Origin of the sequence: Pseudomonas sp. Larv2_ips (genome assembly GCF_963879675.1) — a bacterium.
Lineage (GTDB): Bacteria > Pseudomonadota > Gammaproteobacteria > Pseudomonadales > Pseudomonadaceae > Aquipseudomonas.
Genome location: NZ_CAWOAW010000031.1, coordinates 437,331 through 454,450 on the forward strand (window position 1 = coordinate 437,331; position 17,120 = coordinate 454,450).

13 protein-coding genes and 1 tRNA gene are annotated in these 17,120 nt (G+C 59.0%); 5 read left to right on the top strand and 9 right to left on the bottom strand.

Translation table 11 applies throughout. From position 1 onward, the window contains the following. Positions 1-48: 48 nt before the first annotated feature. Both bcsQ (AACV02_RS27545) and bcsQ (AACV02_RS27550) read right to left on the bottom strand, forming a co-directional pair. Entirely contained in the window at positions 49-954 is a 906-nt protein-coding gene (gene bcsQ / locus AACV02_RS27545; RefSeq protein WP_119738138.1) for a cellulose biosynthesis protein BcsQ, read from the bottom strand. A gap of 186 nt (positions 955-1,140) precedes the next feature. Next, a complete protein-coding gene (gene bcsQ, locus AACV02_RS27550) occupies positions 1,141-2,007 on the bottom strand; it encodes a cellulose biosynthesis protein BcsQ (protein ID WP_256680471.1) in 867 nt (288 codons plus the stop codon). A gap of 435 nt (positions 2,008-2,442) precedes the next feature. Between bcsQ (AACV02_RS27550) and AACV02_RS27555 the strand changes: the two genes are divergently transcribed. The 3 genes from AACV02_RS27555 to AACV02_RS27565 all read left to right on the top strand — a co-directional run bounded on the left by AACV02_RS27555 (position 2,443) and on the right by AACV02_RS27565 (position 4,193). Continuing rightward, entirely contained in the window at positions 2,443-2,676 is a 234-nt protein-coding gene (locus AACV02_RS27555) for a DUF2790 domain-containing protein (protein WP_106577451.1), read from the top strand. Positions 2,677-2,803: 127 nt separating this feature from the next. After that, positions 2,804-2,879: transfer RNA gene (locus AACV02_RS27560), tRNA-Thr, on the top strand. A 294-nt stretch (positions 2,880-3,173) separates the two neighbouring features. Further along, positions 3,174-4,193, top strand: coding sequence for an acyltransferase family protein (locus tag AACV02_RS27565; protein ID WP_256680472.1), 1,020 nt, complete (start codon positions 3,174-3,176; stop codon positions 4,191-4,193). 351 nt (positions 4,194-4,544) lie between these two features. On the opposite strand, the gene AACV02_RS27570 is transcribed toward AACV02_RS27565, so the two are convergent. From AACV02_RS27570 to AACV02_RS27580, 3 genes are read right to left on the bottom strand one after another with little or no spacing between them, the layout of a single operon-like run. Further along, positions 4,545-5,255 (bottom strand): SDR family NAD(P)-dependent oxidoreductase, encoded by a 711-nt coding sequence (locus AACV02_RS27570; RefSeq protein WP_119738144.1) that lies wholly within the window; start codon positions 5,253-5,255, stop codon positions 4,545-4,547. A 31-nt stretch (positions 5,256-5,286) separates the two neighbouring features. Beyond that, positions 5,287-5,937: a DsbA family oxidoreductase gene (locus tag AACV02_RS27575; protein ID WP_119738146.1), complete on the bottom strand. Its 651-nt coding sequence runs from the start codon at positions 5,935-5,937 to the stop codon at positions 5,287-5,289. Continuing rightward, the gene (locus tag AACV02_RS27580) at positions 5,934-6,149 is read right to left on the bottom strand and encodes a tautomerase family protein (RefSeq protein ID WP_119738148.1); all 216 of its coding nucleotides are present in this window, start codon (positions 6,147-6,149) and stop codon (positions 5,934-5,936) included. Before AACV02_RS27580 ends, AACV02_RS27575 begins: the two co-directional genes overlap by 4 nt. A gap of 202 nt (positions 6,150-6,351) precedes the next feature. On the opposite strand from AACV02_RS27580, the gene AACV02_RS27585 reads away from it, so the two are divergent. Then, a complete protein-coding gene (locus AACV02_RS27585; protein WP_119738150.1) occupies positions 6,352-8,481 on the top strand; it encodes a M48 family metallopeptidase in 2,130 nt (709 codons plus the stop codon). A 73-nt stretch (positions 8,482-8,554) separates the two neighbouring features. Here AACV02_RS27585 and AACV02_RS27590 read toward each other — a convergent pair whose 3' ends face one another. Next, positions 8,555-9,871 (bottom strand): OprD family porin, encoded by a 1,317-nt coding sequence (locus tag AACV02_RS27590; RefSeq protein ID WP_106577437.1) that lies wholly within the window; start codon positions 9,869-9,871, stop codon positions 8,555-8,557. 411 nt (positions 9,872-10,282) lie between these two features. On the opposite strand from AACV02_RS27590, the gene AACV02_RS27595 reads away from it, so the two are divergent. After that, positions 10,283-12,370 (top strand): TonB-dependent receptor, encoded by a 2,088-nt coding sequence (locus tag AACV02_RS27595; RefSeq protein ID WP_119738152.1) that lies wholly within the window; start codon positions 10,283-10,285, stop codon positions 12,368-12,370. Between the two features lie 83 nt (positions 12,371-12,453). Here AACV02_RS27595 and AACV02_RS27600 read toward each other — a convergent pair whose 3' ends face one another. From AACV02_RS27600 to AACV02_RS27610, 3 genes are all read right to left on the bottom strand, one after another. Next, positions 12,454-12,666 (bottom strand): hypothetical protein, encoded by a 213-nt coding sequence (locus AACV02_RS27600; RefSeq protein WP_106577435.1) that lies wholly within the window; start codon positions 12,664-12,666, stop codon positions 12,454-12,456. A gap of 234 nt (positions 12,667-12,900) precedes the next feature. Next, on the bottom strand, positions 12,901-14,007 hold the full coding sequence (gene aguA / locus AACV02_RS27605) for an agmatine deiminase (protein ID WP_119738154.1): 1,107 nt from the start codon (positions 14,005-14,007) through the stop codon (positions 12,901-12,903). A gap of 121 nt (positions 14,008-14,128) precedes the next feature. Then, entirely contained in the window at positions 14,129-17,032 is a 2,904-nt protein-coding gene (locus AACV02_RS27610) for an aminotransferase (RefSeq protein ID WP_119738157.1), read from the bottom strand. Between the last annotated feature and the right edge of the window lie 88 nt (positions 17,033-17,120).

Here is a 17,120-nt window from a genome sequence, read left to right on the forward strand (position 1 = left end):
ACCAACCGATTGTGCATAAGCATCTGGCTTAAAGCATATAAACCACGCTTAAGCCGTTCTTTTGGGCGCCTTCAACAACCGGCAAATTTCGTTGATATCGTCGCTGGCCAGGTGTTTCGCAACGTTATCCAACGGGTCGGCGGCAAACGCTAGCGCCTCGTTGATCGCCACGTCACGGTGAACCTCCAGCGGAGCCTTGCCGAGGTGCTGTTTGAAGGCCTCAACCATGTCCAGGCTGAATGCATTGCTCTCATCCACCTGATTGACCACCACATACACGGCAGGCGGACGCTCACCGGCAAGGTGCGGCGCAAGCAATACATCCAAGTGATCGAGCGTGCCAAGGCACGCGGCATCCGCCTGCACAATCACCAACACCACGTCGGCAACGTTCAGCGCTTGATGAAAGTAGACGTTGTTGCCAGCCGGCGTATCGATGATCACCGTTTGCCGCTCGCTCAGGCCCAGCGACAAGAGGCGTTGAGCCAGCCAGGTCGGCTCGTGCTTGAGCCAGCGCTCGAGATTTTCCTGCTGCTGGACATCGATATCGCCAAAGGTGAGCACTTGGCAACCGGCGAAACCAAGCTGTTGCAACGGGCTCCACTGCCCATGCTCCAGGCTGGTGCGGCCGATTCCGGGGAGCGCCGCGCTGACGCCGAAGTGATGGTGCAAGGCGTTCTGCGGGTCCAGGTCCAACGCCACCACTGATTCGCCGTGGCGCTGCAGGCCGCTGCTCAGGGCTGTGGCCAATGTGCTTCGGCCGACACCCCCATTCATCGACACCAGCGCGACGATTTTCGGGCGCAGTGCTGCCAGATCAATGGCTTGAGCGTGTGCGTGGGGGGATGGGTCGGAAGGCACGCTGCCGAAAAAGTGCATGCGCGCATTGATGCCTTGGGCATCGTGGGTGACGTTTTTGCCGAACAACGTCAAAAGCTCTTCACTCAGGCTCATGGCCTACTCCTCACGACGCAGCGTAAAGACGTGAAGGTCGGCAAGCAGGCACTTACCGCAGGTCTTATTATTGGCGTCTTAGTGACGCATTCTGTGACAGGTGCGGCGAAGTGTCATTATTTTGATGTTTTGACTGGTTGTTTTTTAGACAAACGGTAAATAGTCAAATTAATGGCCGTGCACGTTTTAACGCATTCGCGCGCTCAACGCACGACACAGCGCATTCACGTCCTGGCATCCGACGCTATCAAGCACCGGGTCGAGCGGGTCTCGACCGTAAGCCTGCGCCTCGCTGAACGAGGGATCGCGTTGAACCGTGCCCAACACGGCATCACCCAGGCGTAATTTGAAAACGCCCGCCATGTCCTGGCTGAACGCGTGAGCGCCGTCGACCTGATTGATCACGTAAAACCGTTGAGGCGGCGATTCACTTGCAAGGTAGGGCGCGAGTACTTCGTCCATCTTCGCCAATCGGCGAAACGAAGCCGCGTCCGGCTGAACCACCACCAGCACCGCATCCGCCACCGACATTGCCTGGCCGAGATACACCGTGTTGCCCGCAGGGACGTCGATGACCACCGTGTCCTGGCCATTGAGCCCGAGGCCGGCCAAACGCTTGCCGAGAAAATCGAGGTCCTGCCCCAGCCAACGATTCAGGCTTTGTTGCTGCACGGCGTCGGTTTCACCAAAGCTGACCAGCCGGCACCCGGCAAACCCTCGTTTGGGCAAGGCGTGCCAGGTTTGATTGAGCAAGCTGGTCGCCCCCAGGCCAGGTAGATCAAACCCCGGACACAAGTGATGACGCAGCGCGTTTTGCGGGTCCAGGTCCAGCGCCAGCGCTGGATGCCCCTGACGCTGCAAACCGCTGGCAAGCGCGGCGGCCAACGTGCTGCGCCCAACGCCGCCGGTAGCAGAAACCACCACCACGACCTTGGGCGCCGAGGCGTGCGAATACACCTCGCCACGCGGGCTTTCTACTACTTGGGGTGGGTGAGCAGAAGCGGCCGTGCCTTGGTTCAATTGATCCAGCAAGCGCTGTAAAGGCTCGGCCACCGAGGGCTCGCGCAAAGAGGGTTCAGCCAGCGCGGTGTAAAGTTTTGAAATGTGATCTGCACGCCCCACTGACTGCTCCTCCCGTTCTCATCGCTGATCAATTAAGGCGCGCATTGTGTGATATCACACTGATGGTGTCAGTATTTTGGTGTTTGTAACGAATTCCTTTCAGATGAGCGGCATGGCGCCATTTTTATGGCTGCAAGCCAATACCTAAATATTATGTTTTAAATCAATGCACTGGGTATTATTTGTGTGTTTTTTGACCAGCTCGTGATTCATGACAACCGCTCTCAAACCTCTTTCGTATCAGCAAGTACATAAATCCCAGGCCAACACATAACGAGACAAAACCGAAGCTGCGAGACACAGCCCAGATACCTGCAAGGCATTCAATGACCTCACCCCACCATTGACGCCCCAGAGGACAGCACCATGAATCCAAACAACTGGAAACACTGCATTGCCTTAGGCCTGCTTGCCCTGACCTTCGGCGCCCATGCCGAGGCAAGCCAAAAGCCGGACATCCAGCGCGTACTGTCAACCACCGAAGACGCCCGCTCGGGCTGCGGCGTGGTGAATGCGCGAATGACCTACCTGGATTCGAAGGGCCAGACACAGGTGTTGGACTACATGAAATTTACCGACACTTGCGGGGACGGAAATTGAGGCCGATTTGAGGCCCCGGAGACGACGAAAAAGCAGTGATCGCAAAAAAACCTTCGCCTCTGCAAAAATAGTCAGAATTCAGGGGTTTACAGATGCTTGCCAATCGCTATAATCGTCGCCCTAACACGCCGGTATAGCTCAGTTGGTAGAGCAACTGACTTGTAATCAGTAGGTCCCGGGTTCGACTCCTGGTGCCGGCACCATATAAGACGAAGCCCTCACAGCAATGTGAGGGCTTTGTTGTTTCTGGCGTAAGCATCAGCTCCCTCGGTTCATCCGCAGCTGTTCACATCGACCGTGATGTCGTTCGTCTCTGCGCTTATTTGCGCCCCCTCCCTCAGCTGAAGCCTTATCCCCTATCAATAGCTTTTGGTCCGGCTGAAAAACGACTTTGCCCTACCGAATGATTGATGGAGAATGCGCCACGGCAAGGAACGCTGCACTTGAGCGGCCCGTCATGCACACATTTCATCATTCAATTACCAACGGAGCGGTGCGTGATTAATCGCGACAATTCATTCGACCTGATCAGGCACCTAGCGGCGCTGGCAGTTCTTGTAAGCCACCACTACGTACTTTCCGGCCAGCAAGAACCCATGTTGCAGGGCTACAACTCGTTAGGGGCGATTGCCGTATTGGCATTCTTCGCCATATCCGGCTTCCTCATCACTCAAAGCTTTCTAAATACTCGCAGCTTCTACCACTACATGGAGAAGCGAATCGCGCGAATTTTTCCTGCCTTGATCGCCTGCGCATTTGTGATGGTGTACTTCTGCGGGCCTGCATTCAGCAAAAACGGTGTGGGCTATGCATTCAGCCTGGAGTCGTTGACAGACTTCTTGAAAGTGTCGGCGTTTGGCCGCGCAGACATAGGCGACATCACCCGTACCTTCATATTTAAAGATTCGTTCAACGGAAGCTTGTGGTCGCTGAAAATTGAGTTTGGTTGCTACGTGCTGCTCGCGCTGGCGCTGCTGGTAATGCGCAGGGCAGCCGTACCGCAGATCATCGCACTCGCCTTTTGCATAACCACCTACCTATGCAGCACGTCAGCGCACCCGATGGCGCCGAAGCTACTGGTGTACTCAACCGTCGGGATTGCATTCTTCGTAGGGTCTTCGCTGTATTTCTATCGAGCTGCATTCAGCAGCGTGAAAGCGAAACTATTGATCGGCATTCTGTCGGCGGCACTTGTTCTGGTCTCCCTGAACACACCGTTGGTTATGGTGTTTGCAAGCATCGGAGTCAGTCTTCTGGTGCTGTCACTTGGGACGTTGTGCAAAGATCGAATCATTAAATCTCGATTCGATATTTCGTATGGGATGTATCTCTACGCCTTCCCCGTGCAGCAACTCATGATCAATACGACGGCGCTGAGTTTCTACGCTTCCATGCTGGCAACCGTGGCAGTTGTCATCGTGCTGGCCAGCCTGTCGTGGCTGTTTATCGAGAAGCCTGCGCTGAACTACGTGCATCGAAAATCCCGACACCAGGAAAGCGCTGCAACAATGGCATAGAGCAGTTTCACGTTGTGATGGTTTGAACTTCGCGGCCTGTTGCCTGGGGATTTCTGTCTTTCGACACGACTGACGCTCGGCTGTGAACTCAGCGACCACGCTTGAGAATCCGATTTTGAGGCAGGCGCCAAAAGCGCCACGCCGTCGTTAAATCAACGAAGGTGATAGCTCTCACTCGATAGGGGCGTCTCACCAATAACTGCACTTCAGGCGTCACCCCTTGGTGATGGTAAAGGCGGTGAAGGTGGGAGTCGCCCTGCAATGTTGGGCAATAGGATGTGAATGTGGGGGCCGGGGTGGCGCTATCGCGGGCAAGCCCGGCTCCCACGGGGATCGACGTGGGGCGTTTTTTCAGTGCCCCGCGCTTTGGCCGCCGTCCACGTGCAGGATCTCGCCGGTGACGAATCCGGCGTTCTCCAGGTAGATGATTGCCTGGGCAATATCACTCGCTTCGCCCATGTGCCCGACCGGATGCAGGTTGCCCAATGCCGCGTGAGTTTCTTCGCCGTGCATCGGCGTCTTGATGATCCCGGGGCTCACCGCGTTCACGCGAATGCCGCGTTTGGCGTATTCGATCGCCAGGGATTTGGTCGCTGCGCTCAAGCCGCCTTTGGTCAGCGAGGCCAGCACCGACGGCACACCGTCAATGGCGTGGTCCACCAGGCTGGTGGTGATGTTGACGATGTGCCCGGCGCCCTGTTTGAGCATTTCGGTGATCGCCAGCTGGGTGATGTAGAAGAACCCGTTGAGGTTCACGCCCAGCACATTCTTGTAGTCTTCGTGGGTGTAGCGGGTGAAGGGTTTGGCGACGAAGATACCGGCGTTGTTGACCAGGCTGTCGATGCGGCCAAAGTGCGCCACGCCTTCGCGGATTACGCGCTCGGCGGTGGCCGGGTCGGCGATATCGCCGGCCACGGTAAGAATCTCCGGATCCGTCGACGGCATGATCGACCGCGAAGTGGCAACCACACGGTAACCCAGCTGGCGGTAAGCCTCGACCGCAGCAGCGCCAAGGCCCTGGGATGCGCCGGTAATCACAACGACTTTTTTCGAATTGCTCATGATGAAAACTCTGTATGGAAAGTGAGATGGTTCAAGCAGCCACGGCGGACATTTCCCGCAGCATCTGTTCGTAATAACTGACTGATTGCGACCCGCAGACCAGTTGACGACCATTGAGGACCATGGCCGGCACGGCGTTGATGCCGCGCTCGCGGTAGAACGCTTCAAGCTCGCGCACTTCATTGGCGCAGTCGGCAGAGGCCAGCACCCTTCGTGCGTCCTCAATGTCCAGCCCGGCCTCGGCGGCTAAACGTGCGAGGGTTTCGTGATCGCTGAGGTTCTGGCCGTCGGTGAAAAAACCGCGCAACAGCATCTTTTTCAACACGATCTGCCGCCCTTGCGGCAACGCCCACAGCAGCAGCCGATGCGCATCGAAGGTGTTGTAGAAGTGGCTGCGTTTTTCCAGGTCAAAGGTGAAACCGATGGCATCGCCGCGCTCCATCAACATCCTTTTGCCGCTGGCGACGTCTTCAGCGCTGCGCCCGTATTTGCGCATCAGGTGGGCGACGGCGTTTTCACCCTCGGCCGGCATGTCAGGGTTGAGTTCGAAGGGTTTAAAGGTCAGTTCAACCTTAACTTCGCCCGCCAGGTTGGCGATGGCTTGCTCTAACGCAGTAGCGCCCAGGGCGCACCACGGGCAGACCACATCGGAGATGAAGTCGATGGTGACGGGCGTGCTCATGACGGATTTTCCGCGAGCTGTTTACGGTATTGAGTGGTGGTGACGCCGGCGTAGCCCCAGTTATCGGTATCGACTTCTTCGATGACGATGTGGGTCAAGTCGGGGCGTTTGTTGAGCACGCGTTCGAGGGTTTCAGTGAATTCGGCAATGACCTGGGCTTTTTGCTCCGGGGTAACGCCGTCACGGGTAACGCGCAGGCTGACAAAGGGCATGGCAGTGGCTCCAGTGGCCGGCCATCGGAGTGATGGGCGGGCAAGTGGGCCTAATTTAGGCGTGCGCCTGATGGGGATAAAGATGGGCTGGAGTACTTCATTAGTGACGCGGTGTAACAGATGCATTAGGTAATACCTTCAAGTATCGCGCCTGGCGTTTTTTTCGGTATAACCGACAGCTCTGCGTTGGGACCGGACTTCCATGAACGCCCTGAAACTGATCTGTCTGCTCGTCATATTCCCGCTATTGCTCGCCGCCCTCGGTGTCTGGGAGCGCGAACGTGCTGCCGAGGCATCCACCATCATCATCGTCTACAGCGCCAAGGTGAACACCGCTAAACAGCAGTTGCAGGCGCTGGCGGCGCAAGATCCAGCGGCGCTGGTCGACCTGGGCAAAGAGAAAATCAGCGTGCAACTGGCGCTCTCGCGCCTGGATAACGTTGAAGCCGAGCTGCCGACTGCTCATCGCCTAAACCGCGCCCTGCGCGAGCTGGCACCGTGGGTGATCGGCCTGGGGTTGCTCGCGGCGTGCATCGGCCTAGCTGCGCTGGCCGGCACTCAGTGGGCAGGTCAACGCGCGCAGCAGTCGCGGGAGAAATTGCTGCAGGTGTTCTCCCTGGGCAGTCGGCTGTTGCCTTTTGGGCTGGTGAGCCACGTGGTGGCAATGGCCGCGACGTTGGCGTTGGTGCTGATTTACGAAGGCCTGGCGATGTGGCATGTGGGACGCCTGGGCAGCGGCGAAGTCAAGTTGATGGCGACACTGGGCGTGTTGGCCGCTTTCAGTGTGTATTCAATCTGGTCGCTGCTTAAACAACTGCGCTACATGCTGGGGATGTTCAAGCCCGAACCGCTGCAAATGTTCGGGCAGGCCGTTACACCCCAGCAGGCACCCGCGTTATGGCGCCATGTGCGCGAACTGGCCGGCCAACTGGGTGCATTGGCGCCGGATCATATTGTGGTGAGCCTGGCCCAGGGCTTTTACGTGACCTCCAGCGAAGCCAGCGTAATGCCCGCCGAAACGCGATTGAGCGGGCGCACCTTGCATGTGCCGCTGCTGCACCTGGGCCTGCTGAGCCGTGAAGAAATCGGCGCGGTGATCGGCCACGAACTGGCGCACTTTGTGGGTGAAGACACCGAGTACAGCCTGCATTTTCTGCCGATCTACGACGGCGTCGACCGCAGCCTGCGGGCGCTGCTGGAAACCATGCAGGCCAGCGACCTGATCCAGGGTTGGCTCATGCGCCCTTCGTTCATGTTCGGCCTGTTTTTCATGCAGCGGTTCGATCACGCGGTAAATCACTGGAGCCGAGAACGCGAGTTGCTGGCAGATGCTGCCGGCGCCCGGTTAGTGGGGAATGCGGCGGCGGCCTCGGCGTTGTTGCGAATCTCGGTGCTGCATGCCCACATCGAGCAGGCGTTGCTGACTCTGTGTGACACAGCCACAGAGGATGACTTGCCGGGCGCGGTGCTTACCGCATTGCGCGACACACCCTTGCAGCTGCCGCCCGAAGCGCTGGACATTCACCAACCGCACCCGACCGACTCTCACCCATCAAATGGCGAACGCTTGCAAGCTTTACAAGTGCACGTGGAAGACGCCGTGCACAGCGCCACGCGCGCAGTGGATGTAGCTGCTGCGAATGCGCAAATCGATGCGTGTTTCAGTGCGCCGCTTAGCGTGCGGGTACAACTTTCGCGCGATCTGAATGCGCTGGCAGAGACCGAAAACACTGCGCAAACCGAGCTGTTGGAAACCATGGTGACGTCCACTACAGGCGAATGCTCGCTGCATGAAGGCGGCCGGTGGCGGGGCACGCTGATGGCGGTGTTGGCAGTGCCGTTCGTGTTGCTGGGGTTAGCCATCATGAGTCGGCCCTGGCTTTCCCCGGAAAAATTCAAAGGCACCCCGCTATCGGCCGTGGGCGCCGGCGCGGCGATCGGCAGCATCGCGCTGATCTTTTTATGGATGGGCATCCGCCGCATCAAGCGCGCACCGCAAACCGCGCTGCGCCTGACGCCGGAGCATTTTGTGTTCGCCAACCTGAAAGACCCCTTGCCCATCGAACACATTGCCGATGTCAGCCTGCAATTTGCCCACGGCGTCTGGGTCACAGTAGAACTGACGCCCGAAGCGCCATTACCCGAGCGATGTAAAACCGCATTCGGCGTACCCGGAGCGCGGGTCAACAAGAAGAAACGCCAAGTGCTGCTGCAGATGGCCCAACTGTGCATCGATAACCAGAAAATCGAGCCTTACGAAGGGTTGACGATGATGCTCAACTACCTGAATGCCTCGCTCGCCCGCAAAATTTTGCAAAACCGCCAAGACTGAAGTGCAGGCATAAAAAAACCCCGAACCAGTCGGGGTTTTTGATCGCCTGAAATCAGGCGCGACGCCAAATCAATTAGAAAACGTTGATCGGGTAATCGGCGAACAGACGGATTTCGTTACCGCCTACGTTGTAGTTGCTGGCGTTGCTGGAGACGCGCAACCAGGACGCACGAGCGCGCAGGCTCAGGTCTTTGGCTGGGCCGCTCTGAACGACGTATTTGAACTGGTTGAAGATTTCACGCTCGGTGCCACTGCCGCGGTTGGAGCCGTCGTCAATGTTGGTGCCGCGCACGTAAGCAATGTTGTAGGTCAGGCCAGGCACGCCGAAGGCGCTGAAGTCCAGGCCGTAGCCTGCTTGCCAGGAGCGCTCGTCCTTACCGTTGAAGTCGGACCAGTAGGAGTTGGCCAGCAAGATGGTGTTGCCGCCATCGCCGATGCCGCCAGCGTTGCGGTAGCCGCCGTACAGATAACCGGTGTCGCCGGTGCTGCGCTGGTGAGCAACGGTGAAGCTGTGCGGGCCAACAGCCCAAGTAGCCCCCAGGCTCCAGATTTTGTTGTCGCGAGCGTCGGCGTCACCTTGGTTTTCAAGGGCGAAGCTCTTGTCCAGCTTGGTTTTGTAGCCGTTGAAGTCAAAGGTCAACGATTGCTTCTCTGGCAGGGCCAGTACGTAGTTGACGTTGACGTATTGCTTCTTCAGCACATCTTGCATGTCGGAGGCGTACAGCGCGGCCGACAGGCTTTCGGTGAATTTGTAGCTACCACCGATGTAATCGATGCTTTTCAGGCGACCGCTGTCGGTGCCTTCGGCGCTCTTGCGCGCTTCCTTGGTGAAGTGACCAGCGTCCAGTTGCAGGCCGGCGATCTCTTTGGAAACGATCGAGGTACCTGTGTAGGTTTCCGACAACAGGCGGGAGTTGTCGTACTGCAGAACAGGGACTGCCGGGAACTGATCACCGTACTTCAGCACAGTGTTGGAAACCCGGAATTTGACGGCTGCGCCGCCCTTGGCCAGATCGTCGGCAGGTGCGCCGTTGCGTGTCGTGCCATCCGCGCGCGTGGTGGCTGCGCCTTCTTTAAAGAAGTCGATACCGCCCGCGCCTGCGCGGCCTCGGCCACCATCCAGGCGAATGGCGTATTGGCCGATCACGTCAACACCCACACCGACGGTGCCTTGGGTGAAGCCGGATTCAAATTTACCGATGAAGCCCTGGCCCCACTCGGCTTTGTCTTGCTTGCCGTTTTTGTAGTCACGGCTGATGTAGGCGTTACGTGCTGCGATGTTCAGGTGGCTGTCGTCAACAAAACCCTTGGATTGCTCCTGGTCGTTTGCCATTGCCTGAGTAGCGCTCAAAATCCCCAGAGCGATCAGACCCATCCGTTGCTTCAACATTTCTTATATTCCTTATTACTGGTTGAGTACGCGCTGTGACACCAGGCTCCGTGTCGCTTTTCTGGTGTCGACTTTTTCCGGAAAAAACAAAGCCCGCGGACGACTGAACTGCCGCGGGCCTTTTTTTATTGGATAAGTCATGGCGGTTAGCCACAGGCGTTGGGCGCAATCCTATGCGCGCGTTGAACTATGTGTCAATTTCGTGAATCGTCTGTATTTAGGCGAAATAATTCTAAGCAACGGCCTACAGCGCTTGTGTGAAAGCCAGAAAATCGCTTTTAGGCGCTAAAAAAACACATCGAGTAACACTTTCCAAAGCCTACATTTTTGGGAATGCATAACGCGCGCAAATGCAAAGCATTACCATTAACGCGCAAATTCCTTCTCGAACTTTTTTGGATAGATTCCTCCATGCCAGTCTCTCGCCTGACGCCCATTACCCTTGGGCTTTCTGCTCTGCTGTCTGCTGGTTTTGCCTGCGCCACCACGATTTTGCCGCAAACCTCGATCAGCACCGAAGTTGACGAAGACGACCCACGCGTCAAAGAGACCCACACCGCCACCCGCACTGCCACGTCAGTGCGTTATGTGCCGCAGGCCATCGATTCGGTAAAAACCGAAACCCTGCGCGCCTACGGCACCAACGATCTGGGCCAGGCGTTAAGCGGCATTCCCAACGTAAGCAGCGGCGCCGACACGCGCTTCGACAGCCTGCGCATTCGTGGTTTCGACGCAAGCAACGACTTCTACCTGGACGGCATTCGCGACGACAGCCAATACGTGCGCGACCTGCATAACATCGAACGCATTGAGGTGCTCAAAGGCCCGGCAGCCGTGCTGTACGGGCGCGGCGGTCAGGGCGGGATCGTCAACCGCGTGAGCAAATTGCCCACCACGGGTCACCCCTCCAGCATCGAAGCCCAGGGCGGCAGCCATGATTTGCGCAGCCTGTATGCCGACCTCAGCACCGACCCCACAGACGACATTAGCCTGCGCCTGAACATGGGCAATCAGGACAACAACAGTTTTCGCGATGGCGTCAGTGGCAATCGCCAGCTGTTTGCGCCATCGATGAGCTGGCAACTGACGCCCGACCTCAATTGGTTGGTGCAATACGAATACAGCCGTTACAACCGCACGCCGGACCGCGGTATTCCCGGAGTCAACGGGCGCCCGGCAGACGTGAGCCGCAGCGCCACCTATTTTGATAGCCGCGATTACATCGACGACAAGTCTCAGTCGCTGCGCTCCAGGCTCGCTTATGAACTCAACGCCAACTGGCAACTGCGCCACACCTTGGGCGTGTTCAAGCTCGACAGCGATTTCGACAACACCTACCAGACCGGCTACGACCCGAAAACCAACAAGGTCACGCGCCAGCGCTGGCAGCAGGATTTGACCACCCGCAATGTATTCAACAACCTCGAGCTGGAAGGCGCTTTCGACACCTTCGGCCTGGAGCACCGCCTGCTCACCGGCCTGGAGCTGGGCAGCCAGCGCCGCGACCCGAAACTGTATACCGCCACCGCCGTCAATCGTGGCGGCCAAGCCGTGCCGAGCCTGGATCTCAACCAGCCCAACCGCCACCTGAGCCACAACGGGCCGATGAGTCTTTCAAGTTACAACCACACCGAAGTCGAAAGTCGCGCCGTGTACGTGCAGGACCAACTGCGCCTCAACGATCAATGGCAACTGCTGGCTGGCCTGCGTTATGACCATTTCGAAGTGGACACCACCAGCAAGGTGCTCAACACCCGGCAAGCTGTCGAAAGCCGCAGCACCAGCCCGCGCGTCGGCCTGGTATGGACGCCGCTGGAACATCACTCGTTTTATGCCTCGTGGAGCAAAACCTTCTCCCCCGCGGGCGGTGGCCTGATAGGTATCACGCCCAATGCCGCTGGCAGCGTCAACGACCTGAGCCCTGAACTGACCAAACAGAAGGAAATCGGCGTGAAGAGTGACTGGCTCGATGACCGCCTGAGCACCACCCTCGCCGTGTACGAGCTTGAGCTTTATAACCGCCGCACCAGCGACCCGCTCGACCGCACCATCACCCTGCTCACAGGCATGCAACGCTCACGCGGCGTGGAACTGACGGCCACCGGCAAGCTCGTCGGCAATTGGTATGTGCGTGGTGGTATCGGCCTGCAGGATGCCAAGGTCGAGAAGGACAACAATGGCTTTGAAGGCAAGCGCATCAGCGATGTGGCCAAGCGCAATGGCAGCTTGTTTATCACCTGGAAACCCGAGATGGGCTGGTACGCCGAAACCGGTCTGACCCTGGTGGGTGACCGTTACGCCGACAACCTCAACACCGTGGCGCTACCAGGTTATGGGCGGTGGGACGCGTTGGCCGGGTTCCGCCAGAAGGAATGGGACGTACGCGCGGCGCTGAACAATATTGCCGATAAAAACTATTACGCTTCGGCCACCAGTGCGGCGCAGATCCAGCCGGGCGAGCCACGTAGCCTGGTTGTAACGGGCACCTACAGTTTCTAAAACCTCACACCCTGATGTGCGAGCGGGCTTGGCTGCGATGCCATCGCAGGCAAGCCGGCTGCCATCACTGATCTCAGTGCTGGTCAGTTTTTCAACAATTCACACAACGCGCGCACTTCATCCTCACTGAACAGCCCCGCCGGGTAACGTTCACTCATGACACGGCGCAGGTCAGCTTGCCTGACCCGTCGCGAGCCGTTTGCCTTCAACCAGAGCGCCAACGCACGGATCGCATCACCGTTGACCCGCGTGGGGTGGAACGGGCGCGTGTAGATCAGGTTGATATCGGCATTCATTTCAGCGCTCTCTCCTACTGCGTGAGCGGCTAACTTACTCAAGGTTTGTGACAGAACTGCGCAGTCATCGCCTCGAGTCACTGTGACGACATCGATACAAGAGCTATGCCAATGTCCCGTATTTACAGGCATTCGGACACAAAAAAGCCCGCGGCCGTGCAGGGCCGCGGGCTTGCTATTAGCGCTACGAACGGGTAGTGCCGGGCTGTGGCCCAGACGCTGTTACAACTGCACTCAGTTTTTGTGCGGCGCCGGTTGTTGTTGGGTCAGGCAATGGATATTGCCGCCACCCAGTAACAGTTCGCGCCCCGGCACCATCACCACTTCGTGCTGCGGGAACAGGCTCTGCAGAATCTGCTTGGCCTGACTGTCCAAAGGGTCGTCGAAGCTTGGCGCGATGATGCCGCCGTTGACGATCAGGAAGTTCACGTAGGAACCGGCCAACCGCACGCTTGGGTTACGTTCCTGGCTACCGTCCACCGGGTCGACGCCCGCGCACTCTTCTTCGGTGGCATACAGCGGCCCCGGGATCGGCATTTTGTGCACTATGAATGCGCGCCCCTGGGCGTCGGTGCTGCTTTGCAGCACGTCCATGGCAGCGTGGCAACGCGCGTAGTTCGGGTCTTGCGGGTCGTCGGTCCACGCCAGCAGCACTTCGCCCGGGCGCACATAGCAGCAGAAGTTATCCACATGACCATCGGTTTCGTCATTAAACAGCCCGTCCGGCAACCAGATGATCTTATCCACAGCCAGATTGGCGCTGAGCACCGCTTCGATGGCCGCACGATCCAGGTGCGGATTGCGGTTGCGGTTCAACAGGCATTCTTCGGTGGTGATCAACGTGCCTTCGCCGTCCACATGGATCGAGCCACCTTCCAGCACGAAGCCTTCGGTGCGGTAGCGCGGCGCACGTTCGATTTCGAGAATCTTGCCGCCTACCTGCGAGTCGCGGTTCCACGGCGCGTAAAGGCCGCCATCGAAACCGCCCCAAGCATTGAAATCCCAGTTCACGCCGCGCACTTCGCCGCTGTTGTTGATCACGAAGGTTGGGCCGGTGTCGCGCACCCAAGCGTCATCGCTGGACATTTCCACCACGCGGATGTTCGGCACGTCCAACCGCGCGCGCGCGTTTTCGTATTGCCCGGCCGAGACGCCCACCGTCACCGGCTCAAAGCGTGCGATGGCCTTGGCCACCGCCACGTGCGCGGCCTGCGCGGGCTTACCTCCCAGGCGCCAGTTGTCCGGCCGCTCAGGCCAGATCATCCAGGTTTGAGTCTGTGCTGCCCATTCGGCTGGCATGTAGAAGCCATCGGCGCGAGGTGTGCTGTGCAGAGTGGTCATGGCGTTCAGGGCTCCGAATGGGGTGAAAGACCGACTTTATAACGGATAGAAATCGGCTTTAAAAGGTAAAAAAGATGGAAATCACAAAACATCACGGTTAATAACCGATAACAATCGACTATTACAACTGCTCATCCAGCACCTTCGACAACATGTCGACGAAGAAGTCCACGCTGCGTTTGGACGTGACCATCGGCGGCTTGATCTTGAGGATATTGAGGTAGTCACCCGTGGGCTGCATGAAAATACCCAGTTCCCGTAACCGGTCACACAGCAACGCCGTTTCTTCGGTGGCCGGTTCAAGCGTATGGCGATCACGCACCAACTCCAGCCCCAGATAGAAGCCGGAGCCATGAACAGCGCCGACCAGTGGGTGACGATCGATCAACTGCTCCAAGCGCGCCTTGAAATGCCCGCCCACCACCTGGGCGTTTTCCCACAGCTTTTCTTCCTGCATCACGTCCAGCACGGCCATCCCGATCTGACAGCTGACCGGGCTGCCCCCCGACGACGAGAAGAAATACCCTTCGGCCTCCAGCGCCTCGGCGATTTCGCGCCGGGTGATCACCGCGCCCAACGGCTGGCCGTTCCCCATGCCCTTGGCCATGGTGATGATGTCCGGCACCACGCCCTGCTCTTCAAAGCCCCAGAAAAAGTGGCCCATGCGCCCATACCCCACCTGCACCTCATCGGCGATGCACACGCCGCCCTGGGCGCGCACCCGCGCGTACACCTGCTGCAAATAACCCGGCGGCAGTGAAATGCCCCCCGCATTGCCGTAGACCGGCTCGCATATGAACCCTGCCAACTGGCGGTTACTCGCGGCGATTTTCGCCAGGTTGTGGTCCACGCTTCGCACGTAATCCGGCGCACTGTCCTGCCCACGGAACTCGCCGCGATAGGTGTTCGGCGCGGTCACCGGGTGCACCCAGTCCGGGCGGCTGCTCAATGCCTGCGGGTTGTCGGCAATCGAGGTCGACACCGCATCCGCCGCCACCGACCAGCCGTGGTACGCCTCCAGCACGCTGAGCATGTCGCGCCCGCCGCTGTAGGCCCAGGCCAGGCGGATCGCCAGGTCATTGGCCTCGGTGCCGCTGTTGACCAGAAACACCCGGTCCATGCCCTCTGGCGCCAATGCCAGCAAACGCTCGGAAAACTCGGCAATCGCCGCATAGTGAAAGCGCGAGTTGGTGTTGAGCAGCGACCATTGCCGCGCCGCCACCGCCGCCATGCGCGGGTGGCCATGGCCCAGCACGGCGACATTGTTGAGCATGTCCAGGTAGGAACGGCCCTGCATGTCGATCAGGTGGTTGCGCCAGCCACGCTCGATGCGCGGTGGGTCGACGTAATAGTGCTTCTGCGAGCGAGCGAAACTGGCATCCCGACGCGCCAGCAGGGCTTTCGGGTCCAGCTCCGGCTCGGCATCACAGGCCAGCCCCAGCAACGCAGCCGGCGACGGGCAGAGGGCTTGCCACGCCGGCGCCCTGGACGGGGTGCAGAACAACGGCGGCTCGAGCTCGGCACGGCATAACTGTACGGTGAGCGGAGCGTGCACCTCACCGAGCAGTTGCCCCTTCACCACCACCGAACCCGGTTTCAACGCGGTTCTCGCGCCGCCTATACGCAGGTTCAGTTGAGCGTCATGCAAGCACAGCAGACCATCGTCGCTTTGGCGCAACGTACCGCCAAAGGGCGCTTCCAATACGGTGCCATGAGGCAGATGCAACTCCACGTGAAGCGGGAAAGTCTGCGGCTCGACGGTACTGTCGGCACGCGTTCGCGACAACCGATATTGCCCATACCGACTGGCCGCCAGCCCATGCACGGTCGCCGCTTCATCCAATAACCGGCGGTCTATGCCGGGCAACTCCCAATTGCCGGCCTCGAAATGCGGGCTGAGTACACCCAGATCGATCAGCGCGAACTCACGCCCAACCAGGCCCGGCAGCAACGGTGCAAAGTCTTGGCCGGCCATCGGCGGCAACGCTTGTGCGACACAGCTCAGGATCGCCGCCTCCATCAGCGCAAACGGCACCGAGGTCGCCACATGAAAAATTTCCCACTCGTGCTCGGCATTTTTCAGCAGGTAAGTATTGTCAGGATCAAGGCGTTGCTGCTGTTCGCTGCTGAGCACCAGCACCGCCGCGCGCGCCACAATCAGCGGCCATAACGCCTGTAACTCTTCGCGCAGCAATGGCGTCACCGCGTGGCAGGCCTGGACCGCCGGCAGGATGGCAAACGGGTCTCCATCGGCATGGTGCAACAGCGCCGCGCAGGTCACCGACAGGTCGGCAATGCGCCAGGTGTGCACCAGGTCGCCGAAATCAATCACGCCCTGGACCTGCCAACGCCGCTGGGCGTCGCGCTGCCAAACGACGTTGTCATCGGTGATGTCCAGGTGCACGGCTTGCCACGGCAGGTGATCGGCCAAAGGCTGAAGGCGCGTGTGTGCGTGGTTGGCCGCGCGCTCGATGGCGTCGCGGTGCGGCAGGTTATTCAGGTTGGCCAGCAGGTGCGTGATCAGTGCATGGGCGTGGCGCGGGTCCCATTGCAACGTGCGGTCCAGGCCCGGGTGCTCGAAATGCTCAAGTGCGCGGCTGACCTGTCCACACAGCTCACCAAAGCCTGCGATCACGTCACGGCCCAGGTGCGGCAGATGCGTCAGGGGCTGGCCGTCGATATAGTCCAGCAGCCGCAGGTGCGCGGTTTGCCCGCCCACGGTGACGCTCAGCACGTCTTCCCCGGTCAGTGCGCGGTTCACCTTGGGCACACGCACGTGCGCTTGCAGTTCATTGAGGGCGGCGTGCTGGGCCTGCAGTTCAATGGTGGCGTAGTCGCCCCGGCAGATCTTCAGAACGAAGCGGCCACGCTCGCTGTCAACTCGGTAATTGAGGTCTTGTTGGCTGCCCAGCGACTGCAACGCGCCCGTCAAACCGTAATGTTGCTCGAGCAATTGCGCGGCTTGATCGGCGCTTATTTGTGGGCAAGGCAAACTGGCACGATGGATCAACGTGGCGAGCAACATGGTGGCGACCTCTGCTTTTTCAGGCGCTTATATCGCCATTGTTCGGGCCTGTTAATCAACCCCTCATGCATACCGGGCTTGCGCCGTC

Bases quoted from the DNA above. Each gene is read 5' to 3' on its own strand.
- AACV02_RS27610 (WP_119738157.1), bottom strand. From the start codon at position 17,032: ATGTTGCTCGCCACGTTGATCCATCGTGCCAGTTTGCCTTGCCCACAA.
- AACV02_RS27575 (WP_119738146.1), bottom strand. From the start codon at position 5,937: ATGAGCACGCCCGTCACCATCGACTTCATCTCCGATGTGGTCTGCCCG.
- AACV02_RS27555 (WP_106577451.1), top strand. From the start codon at position 2,443: ATGAATCCAAACAACTGGAAACACTGCATTGCCTTAGGCCTGCTTGCC.
- AACV02_RS27595 (WP_119738152.1), top strand. From the start codon at position 10,283: ATGCCAGTCTCTCGCCTGACGCCCATTACCCTTGGGCTTTCTGCTCTG.
- AACV02_RS27585 (WP_119738150.1), top strand. From the start codon at position 6,352: ATGAACGCCCTGAAACTGATCTGTCTGCTCGTCATATTCCCGCTATTG.
- aguA (WP_119738154.1), bottom strand. From the start codon at position 14,007: ATGACCACTCTGCACAGCACACCTCGCGCCGATGGCTTCTACATGCCA.
- AACV02_RS27570 (WP_119738144.1), bottom strand. From the start codon at position 5,255: ATGAGCAATTCGAAAAAAGTCGTTGTGATTACCGGCGCATCCCAGGGC.
- AACV02_RS27590 (WP_106577437.1), bottom strand. From the start codon at position 9,871: ATGTTGAAGCAACGGATGGGTCTGATCGCTCTGGGGATTTTGAGCGCT.
- AACV02_RS27580 (WP_119738148.1), bottom strand. From the start codon at position 6,149: ATGCCCTTTGTCAGCCTGCGCGTTACCCGTGACGGCGTTACCCCGGAG.
- bcsQ (WP_119738138.1), bottom strand. From the start codon at position 954: ATGAGCCTGAGTGAAGAGCTTTTGACGTTGTTCGGCAAAAACGTCACC.
- AACV02_RS27600 (WP_106577435.1), bottom strand. From the start codon at position 12,666: ATGAATGCCGATATCAACCTGATCTACACGCGCCCGTTCCACCCCACG.